Below are 15,152 nucleotides of genomic sequence, written 5' to 3'. Positions count from 1 at the left end.
CCCTATAATCATGTCATCCCTTCGGGATTTTCTGTCTGCCCGTTTTCCCTATAGCTCCTAGCTATTCTGAGAAAATATTCTCTCTCACCGTCAGCTTCACTGAATAGTTACGATTATTGTAAGTACAGAGTTTTTTGCAGCATGACAAAAACAGAGACAAGCACTGCTTGTCCATGCCACCCCGTTAGATTATGGTATGCCTGTGTCACGTTTAGAATTCATAAAATGTGCGCCTCTTGAGCATGCATACCGTCTCCAAGGCGATCTCGTCTGTGAATGTTTTTCAAAATACTAAAGTGATACAGAAGTTCTGATTGATAGAGAAGTACCTAAATCGGCTGTCGTTAAACCTCTTGCACAAGAAATCAAAAGATGATATAGTTATTCAGTTTTTCATCAGACCATAGAGATGGGCAGATTTGCCATGTCGATAAATGGTAATAGTAGTTATAAAACTCATAGTTACGAAAGCAAACGAGAAAAGATTATTTCAGAATTTTTTGCCTTTAATAAAAATATTCCTATGCAGTCGCCGACTCCGTGGCAACCTCCCACCGATGTCTATGAGACTCCGGATAACATTGTAGTAAAGATGTCCATACCGGGCATGAAATCAGAGGATATCCGCGTGTCCTTGCTAGAAGAAGTCCTTACCGTTAATGGATTCATTAACGATACCTCACCACACGAGAGGATCTGTTTTTATCAGGTGGAAATCCGTCACGGGTATTTTGAGAGGAGTATCAGTCTTCCTAAACCTATTGATACGGAAAATATGCAAGCCATTTATAAGAATGGGTTTCTTCAGGTTGTTTTGCCAAAGACAAAACAACCGTTAACCCAAAAGATTTCGGTAAAAATTCAATTTCATCAATAAATTTTCTGAAAGGGCGTGATATTCCATGGCAGGTAACGAAGATAATGACCCATCAGAAGCTAAAATCACGTTACATAAAAAATCTGATACCGAAGAAGTCGAACGGTTAGACAAACCAAAAATACCAAAAGAAATGCCACTCCTTCCCGTTAAAGACACGGTGGTTTTTCCTAATATGGTGGCCGCTTTAAGTGTCGTTACCGAAAGGGATATTAAACTATTAAACCATGTTCTGGCAGAAAACCGTTTTCTGGCGCTTGTAGCACAAAAGGATAAAGATCTCAAAGTGGTCAAGCAATCGGATTTGTATGATTATGCTACCGCAGCTATTGTGCTTCAGATGCTGCGTATGCCAGATAACTCGGCCAAGATGCTGGTGCAAGGCATAAGCAGGGTTAAAATTGATGAATATATCCAAACAGAGCCATATTTTAAAGTCAAAGCAAATGTCCTCGAAGATATTGTTGAGAATGATATGGAAACGGAGGCACTAGCAAGAAATGCGGCCGACCAGTTTGTCCGCATGATCTCCATGGCGCCATCCCTGCCCGAAGAGCTGAAAATAGCGATTGTCAATATTGACAGCCCAAGCCGGTTGGCAGACATGATCGCATCTCACCTGAACATCGGCGTATCAGAAAAACAAAAAGTACTCGAAGCTATCCACGTGAAAGTCCGATTACAAAAGGTGACAGCTTTGATTACCAGTGAAATGGAAGTATTGGAAATGGCCACAAAGATACAATCGCAGGTAAAAAATGAGATGGAAAAAGGGCAAAAGGAATATTTTCTGAGGCAGCAACTGAAGGCAATCCAGGAAGAATTGGGTGAGGAAGACGAGCGTGCCGTTGAGATCAAAGAACTTACCAGGAAGATTGAGGATGCGAAAATGCCCGCCGATGCGAAAAAAGAGGCTGATCGGGAATTAAGCCGGCTTGCTAAAATGCCCTCTGCCTCTGCAGAATATACGGTTTCCCGAACATATATCGATCTGCTGGTCTCCCTCCCGTGGTCGGTTACCACAACGGACAATCTGGACATTCAAGTGGCCCGTAAGGTATTGGATGAAGACCATTACGATCTGGAAAAGGTCAAAGAGAGGATTTTGGAATATCTGGCGGTTCGAAAATTAAAGCAGGATATGAAGGGCCCGATCCTGTGTTTTGTGGGTCCTCCTGGTACCGGAAAGACTTCCGTGGGGATGTCGATTGCACGCGCCATCGGCCGGAAATTCGTGCGCATGTCACTGGGCGGAGTGCGGGATGAGGCCGAGATTAGAGGCCATCGCCGGACATATATTGGCGCATTACCCGGGCGCATTATTCAGGGACTTCGAAAGGTAGGTTCAAACAATCCGGTATTCATGCTGGATGAGATAGACAAGCTGGGCGCTGATTTCCGTGGAGATCCTTCGGCGGCGCTGCTTGAGGTTTTAGACCCGGAGCAAAATCACTCGTTCTCAGATCATTATCTGGATGTGCCATTTGACCTCTCCAAGGTAATGTTCATTACCACGGCGAATCTCCTGGACCCCATTCCTCCTGCTCTCAAAGATCGGATGGAGGTATTGGAACTTCCTGGATATACCGCAGACGAAAAGGTATTCATTGCAAAACAGTTTACCATACCCAAACAATTAAAGGAACACGGGTTGGCGAAAGAGCAAATTTCTATTGAAGATGATGCCATTAGGGCAATCATCAGTGATTACACGCGTGAGGCGGGCATCCGTAATCTCGAACGTGAAATTGCCCATGTTTGCCGTAAGGTGGCAAAAAATATTGCGTCTGATGAAAAAAAATCTGCGACTATAACAGCAGATGAATTGAACAATTTACTGGGACCAATCAAATATTTCTCAGAAGCTGCAGAACGGACGTCTGAAGCCGGTGTTGCGACGGGTCTTGCCTGGACACAGGCCGGCGGTGACATCCTTTTTATTGAGGCTACTCTTATGCCGGGTACGGGAAAACTCTTGCTGACGGGGCAGTTGGGCGACGTGATGAAGGAATCTGCTCAGGCATCTATGAGCTACATTCGGGCCAAATTAGCGAAGCTGGGAATTACCTTTAAGGATTTTAATAAATACGATTTTCACATCCACATCCCCGCGGGCGCTATTCCTAAAGATGGACCTTCTGCAGGTGTGACGATGGCGATGGCGCTGATCTCTCTCCTGAAGGAAACCCCAATCCTTTCTAACATAGCCATGACGGGGGAGATTACCTTGCGTGGTCGTATTCTGCCGGTAGGGGGGATCAAGGAGAAGGTTCTTGCTGCTAAACGGGCGGGGATTACCACCGTTATCCTGCCAAAACGGAATGAAAAAGATCTGTCAGAAGTACCTGAAAATGCCAAGAAAGAGATGAACTTTGTATTTGTAGAAAAGGTAGACGAGATGTTACCGATCGTCTTTGGAACAAAAAAGCCGGCAGTGAAAAAGAAAAGGATTTTTAGCAAGGTTTAGTGTAATAATACAGACCGTCAAGGCACAAAGCCACAAAGCGGAAATTTAATTGAGGTATTTCATATATGGAAATAGCAATTAAGAAACAGGCAAAGGAAGCGATTGAAACTCTTTCCGGTAAAAAGGCCCGTGTTGCTTTGGATTTCATCAATTATCTCAGAGAAAGGGAGGAATGAGAGGCAACTGCTAAACTTCTTTCTGACAAAATAAATAACTACTTCAAAACAAGGGGATCGGCTGGAAACTAGAAAATGGACAAATACTATTGCACGGAGACGTGATATTCGAAACCCACTTACACAAAGCTGAGAAAACGCTTGATTTAACAGGCCTCAAGACAGCAAAAACTGAAATTAAAGAGGCGATAAAAGATATATCCAAAAGACCTAATCCAGATATTACGGGTGCAGTTCAACATTCCATCGTTTGTTTGGAATGTGTGTTGCAAGAGATATAACAGGGAACAAAAAACTGATGCTCGGAGAGTTAATAAAGAAAAACCGTGAAATAGTTCCGGTGCCATTAGACTCCGTAATTGAAAAAATATGGGTTTTTCTTCTGAAAAAGGAAGACGCTTACTAGAGGGAAAAGAACCAGCTTTTGACGAGATGGAATTATTAGCAGGACTTTCTGCATCGATCTCGACTTATTTGGCAAGAAAATTACCAAAAGTTAAAGAAATTGGGACAATTGACTTTCTTTAAAGTAATGATACTCACAATAAAGGTTGCCCCGAAACTTAGTCTCTTAGTTTATCTGGATTCGCATTGGAGGACATAACTGTGTTAAAAGTTGGAATCATTGGCGCTACGGCCTATACCAGCCTTGAACTCATAAAAATCCTCTTGCGTCATCCAGAGGTGAAGATTACCTATCTCGGCGTACGCCGGACGGACCGTCCAAAAATATCGGACATATTTCCCGCTTTAAAAAACCTGCTTGATTTGCCGTGTGAGACGATTGAGCAGAAAGAAGTCCCCGAAAATATTGACCTCGCTTTTATTACATTGCCGCCAACCATCTCTATGCAATATGTCCCGCTCTTTATACAAAAGGGCATAAAGGTTATAGATTTCAGCGCCGACTACCGTTTTCGTGATAAAGCGCTTTATGAAAGATGGTATAAGACACAGCATGCAGACAGTAAGGGAATTGAAACAGCGGTGTATGGCCTTCCGGAGCTTTTTAGGGAGGAGATTAAAAGTACCGCTCTGATAGGTAATCCGGGTTGCTATACCACGGCAACTATACTGGCCTTAGTCCCGTTACTTACAAAAGGGCTTGTCTTCCCGGACGATATTGTTGTGGATGCAAAGTCGGGTGTGTCCGGGCGCGGACGCGAACCCAGGGAGGATACTCACTATTGTGAATGTAATGAAAACATAGAGGCCTACAGTGTTGGAGGGCATCGTCACAGCCCGGAGATCGAACACATCCTATCTATCAAGACAAAACAGAAGGTATCTATCCAATTTGTCCCCCATCTTGTCCCGATGAATCGTGGTATCCTGTGTACCGTGTATGTCAAACCAAAGCACGGGATTACCACAGGGAAGGCTGGCTATTTAGCCTTAAGTGACAATGATGTCCATGGTCTCTATAAAGAATTTTATAGCAAAGAACCCTTTGTTCGCCTTAAAGAAAGTAACGAAACACCCAAGACAAAGGATGTAACTTATACCAACTTCTGCGATATTGCAACAAAGGTTACAGAGAACCGTATCATAGTGATTTCTGCTATCGATAACCTCCTTAAAGGTGCCGCCGGCCAGGCCGTACAGAACATGAATGTGATGTTTGGCTTTGACGAAAAGATGGGGTTGTTATAGAACTGCCGCAACCACAGATTGTGCGGAAGACAAAGAGAAACGAGGCTATGTTAAACAAAGGTTTAAGTAAAAAAGGTTTGCTCTGAGCATCGGATGAAAACAGGAGGGTGTTACAGAAGTATTTTGCTGTCCCTTATGGAAAAACTCGTGATGGATCTTGATAGCCTTTATGAAGCATTGCACATCACAGGAATCAGTTTTCTTTTTAGACATTCTACCCTTTCTGAAGCCTGTTTTATTCTGACCGAAACCAATTCCCGTATCGAACCAAATAGTTTTGATGATTGTTGCTCATCAATAATGCGCGTATATGCGTCGATTGCCTTTTTGTTATAATCTTCCAGATCTTTATCATAGAGTAAGGCTAATTCCTCGTAAAGATTACCAATACGATACTGTGCGTGAACCGGTGTTATTCCCTCGAACTTCTCTATGATCTCTTGAAATTTTACGAGTGCCTTTTCATAATATATCTTTACACCCTCATCATCGCCAACATCGTACAGCGCCAGGCCAACGTAATGATACGCCTCTGCCATTGCATATGAATGTTCTTGCGCTTCTTTCCGGTGTCCCTCCTTCAGTTCCTCCAGCATATTTTTATATCGTTTTTCCATGACCTCAACAAGGCTGATACTCAGTGGGATATCCGCATCCTCCAGCTCATTTTGGCTTTCCACCGTTACCTGTGGAAGAAGTAATTTCGACAAGCCCTCCAAGCTCAATCCATTTACACGATAAAGTTCACCCACAGAATGAAATCTCTTGTGTTCACCTTTGTAACGGAGGATATGGTCTATTTCGTCCCCCGTCATTTTAAATTCTTTTTTCAGGAAGAAAGAAATCTCATCATCACCTGCAGTATTCAACTTCTTGTATAATCTTAATAATCTGATGAGAATAACTAATTTGTAAGAAGGCCTTTTACCATGCAACACGGTTCTTCTGAAGAAGATAAGCCATGGTTGTCTGCACGACGATTTTAAGTGTCCTTCATTCTGATAAAAAACCTTCAGCGCAATCCCGAGTTTATATTTTTCTAAATCTCCCGATTCCTTGTAATGATTTTCTCTGTATATTTTGTCAGTCAGATTAAAATACTCTTCCAGGATGTCTTTCATTTGAATAGAATTTACCTTGCGGTAAAGATTCAGTTGCGGACTGTAGTGTAATGCCTTGCTGTAACATTCAAGAGCTGCATCGTACTGGCGGTCATGATAATATTTATCCCCGATGTACTCAAAAAACCTTTTGATCATTATCTTTGATTTCAGCCATATATCGTCTTTTCTACCTAAATGACACACCTTTTTGAAATGTTCTATCAAAGCTTCTGGTGTTTGAATAGGCTTATTCGTAAGGTCATCTAACCCTTCGATATACTCGTACAAAGAATCGCACTGTTGAATGAAATCCTTATTGGAGTTTTTAAATATCCTTGCTTTTTGTATGCATTCCTTTGCCTTTTGAAACATGCCAAACTCTGCATACGATTCCCCCAATTGAATGAGCAAATTACCATCAATCCTTTCGCGAGATTCCTCCATCTCGTTACAACGCTTTATACATTCACTAATCGCTGTTGTATAAATGACGGGAATAATTTCAAGATTATTGTTGGCAATTCGAACTACATAAACGGTTACTTTTCCTGTCTCAGGATCAAGTTTAACTCCCGGGACCTCTTTTCCGTCTGAAAATTTAATCCACGGAGTTTTTTTTATGATACCGGCGGTAAATACCGGCGCCTTGCCACATGATAAAGCGTCAGAAGTCCAGATCGTATTCCATGGAATTTCTCCCTTTTTTTCACTGCCGGGTTTTACAATTTTAAAATTTTTTAAAATATCTATTTCGTTCTTCTTAAAGAGTTCCCAATTATTAAGTTTCCCCAATAATTTTTCATTCTGTGCAACATCAGCGGGTAAAATCCTTAAACTCATTTCACCACCTAATTCTTCGACAATAATTGCACTTAAGATTGCCTCAGGAATTCCACCTACACCGGTGATTAAGTCAACTTCATTCCTTATAGTTGCAAGAGTAGGCGTAAGATCGTCATCTTTAACGAGAATTAGTTGCGCCCCGAGTTCCTTGACGGTCTTGATGAGTTTTTCATGTCTTGGTCTGTCTAAGATAACTATTTTCATCTCCTTGATTTCTTTATGAATATTCTGGGGAGAAATTTCACTACCTTTGGCTTTTAGGGTGTGTTCTGCCATAAGCCTTAGATTCTTTGTAATACCATGAATTACACAGACGCCAGCACCTTTGTGCTTGTCTCCAACGATCGTCTTTGCTCCATACATATCGGGAGAGTTAAACAATCCTCCTCTTTCACTGTAACCAATAGCAAAAATTGCTCCTCCCATGCATCCCTCTTTAACGATACAGCGATCGTTTTCAAATGCGCTTGGTACAATATCAGCTTCGTCTACATTTCCTGTTACGGTGCCGAATTTTTCCCCGATATATAACATAGGCATATATTTCCGTTCACCCTCTGCATTTACCACATAAGCGTTCCACCAGTTGAAACTGTTATAGATATGTCTGAGCCTCCAAACGACCATGTCGCGGATGCGGAAAATATTAAAATCTTCGCCATTAGTGCTGAAATACCGTAATGACCTGGCTGCAACAACACCAACAGGATGTCTTAATTCGTTTCTGTTTGCCAACTGAAGGCCTTCACCAGAAATTTTTAAATTATGCTCTTCGGGGATATATGCATCGATGATATAATGATCGTCTATCTTTTTAGAATCAAAACACGTATCCTTTATAAACATCGTTTCTATCCTCTCTTCAAATAATAGATGCGTAGGGAATGCAGAAGTCATTCATCACGAAGCCGGCTATCAGCAATTCAGTCTCAAGGCTAACGATAGAGTTCATTGTATTTGCAGCAGATGGAAAAGTTGGCTGTTTCCCGAGGGGGTATCGTAAAAAACATCAGATAAAAAGTTTAGCACATATAGCATGGGAATGCAAGTGACATATGAGGAGTGTCGGTTCGGAAAAAAGACGGAAAATGATGCGCCAGTCAAATCTCACGGCCTGAAAGAAAGCTTTTTATCATAGCGGGATTTGCGGTGTGAGAAAGGAGTTCGCTCATTAACATGGATGAATAACAATCTGAAAGAGTAACGGTAAAAAAACTCCTCGATCGTATCTCATAGCGATGATCTGTTATATGTTTGAATTTGTGTGCTCCTTGTCCTTTTCCCGTCCTGCTTCTTTCTCAAGATATCTTCCTAATTCCCCGTGGTTATCAACAATTGAATCTGCTTCTTTCAAGAATTCTCTGCTGAGGTAGGTGGTAATAGCTATACAACGCAAGCCAGCGCTTTTTGCTGAACGTATGCCAAGGGGAGCATTCTCGATAACGAGGCAATGGTTCTTTGAAATGTTGAGTCTTTCTATAGCCCGCAGATAAGGCTCGGGCGACGGTTTGCCTATCATGGTTTCTTCTCCGTCAACGACAACTTTAAAGGTATTTGGAAAAAAGGTATTTAGTGTTTTCTGTACGGTCTTTCTATTGGAACCGGAGACAACGGCAAGATGATATTTTGGTTTAAGCGTTTCAAGGAGTTCTGATATACCATCAAAAGGTCTGACTCGTTCTATCTGCTCGAAAAGTACCAATTTCTTATGCCCCAGCTCTTGTATCTCTGTTTCTGTAGGAATGCGTCCATGTTGTCTTAGTATGATGTCAATTACCTGCCGGTAATTTGCACCTTCAAGTTCGTAAATAATTTTCTTATCTATACTAACCCCTACCGTTTTCAGCACAATATCCCATGCCTCAGCGTGATAAGACATGGAATCGACAAGCACGCCGTCCATATCAAATATTATTGCTTTCATAAAAGAATATCCCCAATTCATAAAGACATCAAAAAAACAAGGGAGCCGTACTGGCTCGTATTTTTCACGAAGTGCAGCGTTTGGCACCAATAGGTCTCAAAATACCCAGGGAACATGCTGAGCTTGGAAATCTCGTTGTTGTTGACGGTTCGCTCATTGATGCGGTTCTTTCCATGCACTGGGTCGTCTATCGCATTGATAATAAAGTATACGGGGTTGCCACAAACCGGCTGCGGAAGAAATCTCAACCGTCTATAAGCTGAGATGGAACATCGAAACCTTCTTCGGCTGGTGGAAACGCCATCTTAAAGTATACCATCTCATCGCAAGAAGTGAACACGGATTCACGACGCAAATACTGACTGTTCAAACAACTCCTGCTTCCCGGCAGGCAGGTTACCATAATTTCGAAGAACAAATATTGCATTCAGATGCAATTATTTAACCGGACAGCGCTGATTCTTGCCAGAAGTCTGACATCATATGTTAAAAGAAGATTTTTGCAAGGGTAAAAGTGCCCTGATGCTTTTCAAGAAAAGGATGTTTTCGTTCAAGCACTAAGTATTTTGCTATACGGTTGTCGTGATGTTGCGCTCATTCGAAATGCCCATTTTTAGCGGTAAAATCGGATATTTCAAATATCTTCACCTCTCTCAATAAAAGAACTACGCTTGGATAAGGGCAAGTTTGCAATAATAGATTTCTCATCAGCCAAATTTTTCTTGACCTGCTGTGGAAAATACCGTATTTTCCCAGTTAAGTAATGAACCGTCTCGTAAACCAGGATGTCATGATTGTATAGGAATTTTCATTTTATTTAAGCGGGCTATAGGGTGGCACGGACAAACTTTGTTTGTCCGTGTGATATATCCCAAATCTGTGTGTATATTCAAACAACATGGACAAACAAGTTTGTCCATGTTGCCCTGTAACCGAAGACATAACTTGTCATTGTGTCATTATGAAGAACGTCACCTCCAGCACTGCCGGCATTCAACCGCTTTTCCAAGGACTGTATCAAGAGGATACCGGGAAGGTGAAGGAGATCCTTGAAGAGATTGGGAGGATGGGAAAGGGTAATCAGGAGGCCATGAAGGCGCTTCAGGAATTTTTGAGAAGAGAACGCCGTATGTCCCTTCGCATTTTGGCAGCCCAAATTATTTCACAGATAAAGGAGTATGCTCCACCTCCTGCAGAGAGATTGAAAAAACCCGGCATCTTTCAATGCCCCGGTGCGGAGAAGATAAAGAGGGTAGAGATTGTTGATGTAACGTGTCCGCACTGTCATAAACAGGGCACGGCATCGGTGGCCGGTTTCGAGCATGAATTCGCCTGTGAGCTTTGCGGGAAAACGGTGCAGCGTGAAGTGCCGGAAAGTTGTATTGAAAAGTGCCCTGTGGGAAGCGAGTGTGTCGGTGAAGAGCGGTATCAAAAATATCTGAACGGCAGAAAAAAAGCTCATGAATAAAAACGGAGATGGTATTTTGTGGTCCCATGGATTATGCATCATACGGAAGAAAATCAAAATCAGGATAAAACGATATTTATTCAGGAAACCATTTCCGGGATAAACCTGACGCAGGAGGATTTCTCCAACCGACGTTTGATTGGCAGTACGGTTCAGTCATTCAAGATGCAGGACGGGCGTTGCCGTTATCTCCGGGCACGGGACACCCGTTTTCATAACTTTTCCATTGATCACGTCCTGTGTGATCAGGGGTACTATCAGGACTGCTCATGGGCGGGTTTGGAGGTCAGGAATTCTTTTCTTACCGGAAGTCATTTCTCCGGATGCACGTTTGAGGCGACAAAAGGAAGTCTCAGTTCCTTTGGCTTGTCCGTTTTTTCCGGATGTAAATTCCGTGGTTCCCGGCTTAGCGAGGTCTCGTTTAGTGGCACCTGGTGGCAAGACTGCCGGTTTGAAGAGGAAGATTATTTTTTTGTCCGCTTCCCCTCCTCGGTCTTTATGGAAACAACGTTTACGGGATGCCGTTTGCAGAAAGCCATTTTTCGTACAGCAACCTTTATTCGCTGCACTTTTGAGAAATGTACGCTCAACGAATCGGTATTCCACAAGGCTAGATTTATTGACACGAAGTGGATTGATACCGATATTCACCAGGCCGCAAACCTGGAGAGGGTTCGGTATGATTAGGCGAATATCCTGAGCCAGTGTAAATAATACCGTTCATGGTGAGCCCTTCGACTTGCCCAGGACATGCCTGTCGAACCGAAAACGGCTTAAATAAGATCATGGGCAACTTTTATTATACGAATAAACCCACCCCTAAATCCCCTCCCAGGAGGGGATTTCTTTCGCCACCTATCGAGAGGAGTTGGGAGTGTGTGAGGCAGGAGCAGAAAGTTTGAAATTTCTTTTTACAAATTTTCGCTCATTCTGCAAACGTATGTCATATACGCATTGTCCATTCGGTGTCGCATGATGATAAACGATCTGATATTGAAACGCTTTACGGTAGGGAGTTTCCCGATTAACGGGTACTTGGTGGCTGATCCTGTGACGCGGATCGGGGCATTTATTGATCCGGGCGGTTTTAGCAAGGAGGTCGAGGCATTTGTTAAAGAACAGAAAATCCTGCTGCAATATCTCTTTATTACACATGGCCACTGGGACCATACCGAAGGGTTAACGGAGTTTACCAGCCGCTACCAGTTACAAAGCTGTGCCGGAGAGGAAGAGATCGATGCCGTCAGTCATTCGTTGCGAGGAGGCGAGATCATCGGGATTGGGCAATTGCAATTTCGTGCACTCCTCACCCCGGGGCACACACCGTGTGGTATCTCGTACTATGTGTCCGGCTGTGTATTTACCGGCGACGCCCTCTTTTGCGGTACGGTTGGCGGTACCGGTTCGTTAAAAGACGCCAAACGCCAGGTCGATCATATTCGCAAGCACATTTTTTCTTTACCGGACGAGACGATGGTATTTCCTGCCCACGGGCCCATGACCACCGTGGGTATTGAAAAATACACCAACCCTTTTTGCAGGTAAGAGGTGAGGATATGCGTATTCACACAAAAGTTTAATGATACAAAATTACAGTATTGTAGCTTGGTTCGAACGAAACGAAACTCAACACTCAGGGTTAAAATAAGGTCATAATTCATTTTATTTGTTGATTGCCACTTTATACCCAAATAACATCAAGCCAGGCAGGCCAGTATTGTTGGTTGGATGAAGCAAAACACATCCGACGCAACCTTTGCGCTGATGGATCACTTCATCACTCCATGTCCGCTGATTTCCGATTGCTGGGTTTGGATAACGCCATGCTTCATTTTTCATAATTTGAATAAATCTTTTTTGCCTGTTCTATTAATTGCTTCGCTTCCTTTTTTCTACCGGTACCCTCGTAAAACTCCGCCATTTTCTCTAAAAGAGTTGCAATCAGCGGATGGTCCTTGCCGTATCCTTTCTCATATATGCCTAGTGCCTGTTTATAAAGGTTCTCTGCCGTAACATTCTCACCCTGATAATAATAGAGCGTTGCCAGATTGCTCATTGCAGATGCAATGTCCGGATGGTCGGAGCCGAGGGTCTTCTCTTCGATAACCAATGCCTTTTTGTAAAACGGTATCGCTTCGGCATATTTCTTCTGGTCTTGATAAAGCTCTCCCAGCCTGGTCAATACGCTGGCAACCGCGGGATGATCCGGACCTAGCGTCTGTTCATACATTCCGAGGGATTCCTTATAAAATGACTCTGCTTTAGCATATTTATCCTGAAGGAAAAACATTTCAGCAATTTCCTGCAGCACATCCGCTACGTTGGGGTTGGTTGCGCCGTATGATTCCTTATAAATACTGAGCGCCTGATTAAAGAGTGGCTCGGCTTCGGTGTATCTGCCATAGGTTCTGTAAAGTATCCCCAGCAGGTTCATCGAATCGGCAATACGGACATCGTTGGCGGAAAAGGTCTTTTTTGCTGCTTTTAATGCCTCTTCACCCGTCTTTATCCCATCCGCGTATCTCTTTTTTTGTAAAAGTGAGACAGCTTCGCCATAGAGCTCTTTCCATGCATTTTCCTGTGTATACGCAGGCAAGGCGCAGGCACCAAACAGCACCGAAATAAAAAAGACTTTCACGCCATAGCGGCAAAGAAGTTTCAAGCAGTCTACAAATGTAACCATTTCACCAATCTCCTTTATCATGTTTTTGTAAAAGAAATCCATCTTTTAACAAGATTTTTATTTCCCTTCATTCCCGTCTTACAATGGGGGGACATTGAAAGGCTTTGATTTCATCTCCTTTTTATTCTCTCTTTGGCGAAGAATGGGGTAAAGAGATGGCCATTTTAGTGTTAGCTGTGTTACGCTAGGTAATGTTGAGTAGTAATATCAGTTTCATTTTTTAGGCAATTATTATATCATAAATAACCTATAAAATTACAACCATTGACGATAAGTGCATGAAAGATGAGAAAATTACGCTATTGATTAATGAGACTTACATGGCCTTTGGTTGCAAAATATACTATAAACCGTAGGTACATTTTGTTGGGTCATTCCTGTATGTTACTAACCGGTTATAAAGACATATGGGCATGAGGGGGAGGGTGTTTTTATGTGAAAACATTTTGCCTCTGATCAGAGATTTAATATCATGAAAACAAACCAAGGGAAAAAAACATCATAACTATGGCAATAAAAGCGACAATATTCAAGGTAGAGTTAAACATAGCGGATATAGACCGTAATTACTTCCAAGATCATAAGCTCACCATCGCACGGCATCCATCGGAGAATGACGTCCGCATGATGGCGCGTTTAGTGGCATTTGTCCTCAACGCCCACAAGGATCTTATATTCACTCAAGGCGTAAGCAGAGGCGACGAACCAGACCTATGGCGAAAAGATTTAACCGGGAATATTGAGATGTGGGTTGAGATTGGACAACCCGATGAGAAGCAGACCCGCAAGGCCTGTGGTCGTGCTAAAGAGGTTATTATTTACACCTATAGCGGTAATAGCGCAAACGCCTGGTGGAAAAAGATATATCCTGACATTAATCGTTTCAAAAATCTATCGGTAATAAACCTGCCGACGGAAGCCATTCAGGAAATAGCCGCGTTGGCGGAGCGCACGATGGACTTCTCGTGTACCATACAAGATGGAGAAGTATGGATATCCGGGAGGGATAAAACCGTGAGGATTTGTCCGGTAAGGTGGAAAAAACAACAAAGATAAGAAATTTGCAACCATTTTCTTTATTGAAAAATTTGTATCGATACTTATTGTAAGGTTTTGTTTGGAAACAAGTTTTGAAACATATACCCGGCCTCCCGAAAAAGAGGGGACGATGTGCATACCGTTCGGCACGGTGTTTGATAAGAGGTATAAACAATAGAGAGGTTCCTCTGAGAAGGAGCAGGAAAAGGAATGGTGAGTCAGTACTTGGAATACAGTTGGAAAGTGAAGACGTACCTAAGGGCGATCAGTTCTGCCGGCGAATCCATACGGTCGGTAACGATGAGCAAGGTTTTTCCAACCGATGGAGTCCTGAATGTCTTTTTATGGGAAGGACGATGGAAGCATAAAAATCTTGAAGACAGCCGTTTATCATAAGAGCGGAGGTATATAATTCTGATAGATCTTGAGAGCTCATTGCACGCGTTTATACTTCTATGTCAGACAGCCCTGTCAAATCTAATTTTGTTAGTTATGAGAAAAAAAATGGTTCAATGAATTCTTTTTTGTCATAGGTAAATGGATGGGGTTGAAAAAAATCTTAACTATTTTTACCAAAAACATTCGGGCAACCGCTTGCCACAGAGGATTTTCTATCAAAACATTATAAGGTCAGGCACTGCCATGTTTGCTGATGCTCTGTTCCTTAGAGTTATTTGTGCTTATGTAATGCGTTTAAAAATGAAAAATTGGTTTTTGTATATGATACGATGCAAACATGGGAAATTATACACGGGCGTTACCACCGATGTGGAAAGAAGGTTTGTCGAACATACAAGGAATAATAAAAAAGGGGCAAAATGTTTACGGGGAAAGGCTCCTTTAACACTGGTAATGAAAAAGAAGATCGGAAGCAAGAGTATGGCTTTAAAGATTGAATCAAGGGTAAAAAGATTATAAAA

13 protein-coding genes and 1 pseudogene are annotated in these 15,152 nt (G+C 42.5%); 10 read left to right on the top strand and 4 right to left on the bottom strand.

Annotated elements, in window-relative coordinates:
* Nucleotides 1–424: 424 nt before the first annotated feature.
* From BIY37_RS06110 to argC, 3 genes are all read left to right on the top strand, one after another.
* Nucleotides 425–877 carry an Hsp20/alpha crystallin family protein gene (locus tag BIY37_RS06110; protein ID WP_179129309.1) on the top strand — a complete coding sequence of 151 codons (453 nt, stop codon included), beginning with the start codon at nt 425–427 and terminating at the stop codon, nt 875–877.
* A 25-nt stretch (nt 878–902) separates the two neighbouring features.
* Nucleotides 903–3,344 carry an endopeptidase La gene (gene lon / locus BIY37_RS06105; RefSeq protein ID WP_080324892.1) on the top strand — a complete coding sequence of 814 codons (2,442 nt, stop codon included), beginning with the start codon at nt 903–905 and terminating at the stop codon, nt 3,342–3,344.
* A 782-nt stretch (nt 3,345–4,126) separates the two neighbouring features.
* A complete protein-coding gene (gene argC, locus BIY37_RS06095) occupies nt 4,127–5,173 on the top strand; it encodes an N-acetyl-gamma-glutamyl-phosphate reductase (protein ID WP_070066952.1) in 1,047 nt (348 codons plus the stop codon).
* Nucleotides 5,174–5,340: 167 nt separating this feature from the next.
* On the opposite strand, the gene BIY37_RS06090 is transcribed toward argC, so the two are convergent.
* Complete coding sequence (locus tag BIY37_RS06090; protein ID WP_070066951.1) at nt 5,341–7,965, bottom strand: fructose-bisphosphatase class II; 2,625 nt, start codon at nt 7,963–7,965, stop codon at nt 5,341–5,343.
* Between the two features lie 400 nt (nt 7,966–8,365).
* Complete coding sequence (locus BIY37_RS06085; protein ID WP_070066950.1) at nt 8,366–9,043, bottom strand: HAD family hydrolase; 678 nt, start codon at nt 9,041–9,043, stop codon at nt 8,366–8,368.
* Nucleotides 9,044–9,225: 182 nt separating this feature from the next.
* Between BIY37_RS06085 and BIY37_RS06080 the strand changes: the two are divergent.
* From BIY37_RS06080 to BIY37_RS06065, 4 genes and pseudogenes are all read left to right on the top strand, one after another.
* Nucleotides 9,226–9,404 (top strand): annotated as a pseudogene (locus tag BIY37_RS06080) (transposase); the annotation flags it as partial.
* Nucleotides 9,405–10,004: 600 nt separating this feature from the next.
* Nucleotides 10,005–10,511: a hypothetical protein gene (locus tag BIY37_RS06075; RefSeq protein ID WP_070066948.1), complete on the top strand. Its 507-nt coding sequence runs from the start codon at nt 10,005–10,007 to the stop codon at nt 10,509–10,511.
* An 18-nt stretch (nt 10,512–10,529) separates the two neighbouring features.
* Complete coding sequence (locus tag BIY37_RS06070; protein WP_143299193.1) at nt 10,530–11,198, top strand: pentapeptide repeat-containing protein; 669 nt, start codon at nt 10,530–10,532, stop codon at nt 11,196–11,198.
* 285 nt (nt 11,199–11,483) lie between these two features.
* A complete protein-coding gene (locus BIY37_RS06065) occupies nt 11,484–12,056 on the top strand; it encodes an MBL fold metallo-hydrolase (RefSeq protein WP_070066946.1) in 573 nt (190 codons plus the stop codon).
* Nucleotides 12,057–12,173: 117 nt separating this feature from the next.
* Here the strand turns inward: BIY37_RS06065 and BIY37_RS13435 are convergent, their stop codons facing one another.
* The gene (locus tag BIY37_RS13435) at nt 12,174–12,350 is read right to left on the bottom strand and encodes a hypothetical protein (RefSeq protein ID WP_179129308.1); all 177 of its coding nucleotides are present in this window, start codon (nt 12,348–12,350) and stop codon (nt 12,174–12,176) included.
* Nucleotides 12,340–13,194, bottom strand: a complete 855-nt coding sequence (locus BIY37_RS06060) for a tetratricopeptide repeat protein (RefSeq protein ID WP_179129307.1) — start codon at nt 13,192–13,194, stop codon at nt 12,340–12,342. Before BIY37_RS06060 ends, BIY37_RS13435 begins: the two co-directional genes overlap by 11 nt.
* Nucleotides 13,195–13,701: 507 nt before the next feature.
* Between BIY37_RS06060 and BIY37_RS06055 the strand changes: the two genes are divergently transcribed.
* From BIY37_RS06055 to BIY37_RS06045, 3 genes are all read left to right on the top strand, one after another.
* Nucleotides 13,702–14,250, top strand: coding sequence for a YaeQ family protein (locus BIY37_RS06055; RefSeq protein ID WP_070066944.1), 549 nt, complete (start codon nt 13,702–13,704; stop codon nt 14,248–14,250).
* Nucleotides 14,251–14,442: 192 nt separating this feature from the next.
* Nucleotides 14,443–14,628: a hypothetical protein gene (locus tag BIY37_RS06050; RefSeq protein ID WP_070066943.1), complete on the top strand. Its 186-nt coding sequence runs from the start codon at nt 14,443–14,445 to the stop codon at nt 14,626–14,628.
* Between the two features lie 303 nt (nt 14,629–14,931).
* On the top strand, nt 14,932–15,150 hold the full coding sequence (locus BIY37_RS06045) for a GIY-YIG nuclease family protein (protein WP_080324893.1): 219 nt from the start codon (nt 14,932–14,934) through the stop codon (nt 15,148–15,150).
* Nucleotides 15,151–15,152 lie beyond the last annotated feature (2 nt).

The sequence above is a fragment of the Candidatus Brocadia sapporoensis genome, from assembly GCF_001753675.2.
Taxonomy (GTDB): Bacteria; Planctomycetota; Brocadiia; order Brocadiales; family Brocadiaceae; genus Brocadia; species Brocadia sapporoensis.
This window is presented reverse-complemented; position numbering and strand designations above follow the sequence as displayed.

Coding starts and splice junctions, on each gene's coding strand:
- BIY37_RS06090 (WP_070066951.1), bottom strand. CDS start 7,965: ATGTTTATAAAGGATACGTGTTTTGATTCTAAAAAGATAGACGATCAT.
- BIY37_RS06085 (WP_070066950.1), bottom strand. CDS start 9,043: ATGAAAGCAATAATATTTGATATGGACGGCGTGCTTGTCGATTCCATG.
- lon (WP_080324892.1), top strand. CDS start 903: ATGGCAGGTAACGAAGATAATGACCCATCAGAAGCTAAAATCACGTTA.
- BIY37_RS06065 (WP_070066946.1), top strand. CDS start 11,484: ATGATGATAAACGATCTGATATTGAAACGCTTTACGGTAGGGAGTTTC.
- BIY37_RS06045 (WP_080324893.1), top strand. CDS start 14,932: ATGAAAAATTGGTTTTTGTATATGATACGATGCAAACATGGGAAATTA.
- BIY37_RS06055 (WP_070066944.1), top strand. CDS start 13,702: ATGGCAATAAAAGCGACAATATTCAAGGTAGAGTTAAACATAGCGGAT.
- BIY37_RS06110 (WP_179129309.1), top strand. CDS start 425: ATGTCGATAAATGGTAATAGTAGTTATAAAACTCATAGTTACGAAAGC.
- BIY37_RS06060 (WP_179129307.1), bottom strand. CDS start 13,194: ATGGTTACATTTGTAGACTGCTTGAAACTTCTTTGCCGCTATGGCGTG.
- BIY37_RS06075 (WP_070066948.1), top strand. CDS start 10,005: ATGAAGAACGTCACCTCCAGCACTGCCGGCATTCAACCGCTTTTCCAA.
- BIY37_RS06050 (WP_070066943.1), top strand. CDS start 14,443: ATGGTGAGTCAGTACTTGGAATACAGTTGGAAAGTGAAGACGTACCTA.
- BIY37_RS13435 (WP_179129308.1), bottom strand. CDS start 12,350: ATGAAAAATGAAGCATGGCGTTATCCAAACCCAGCAATCGGAAATCAG.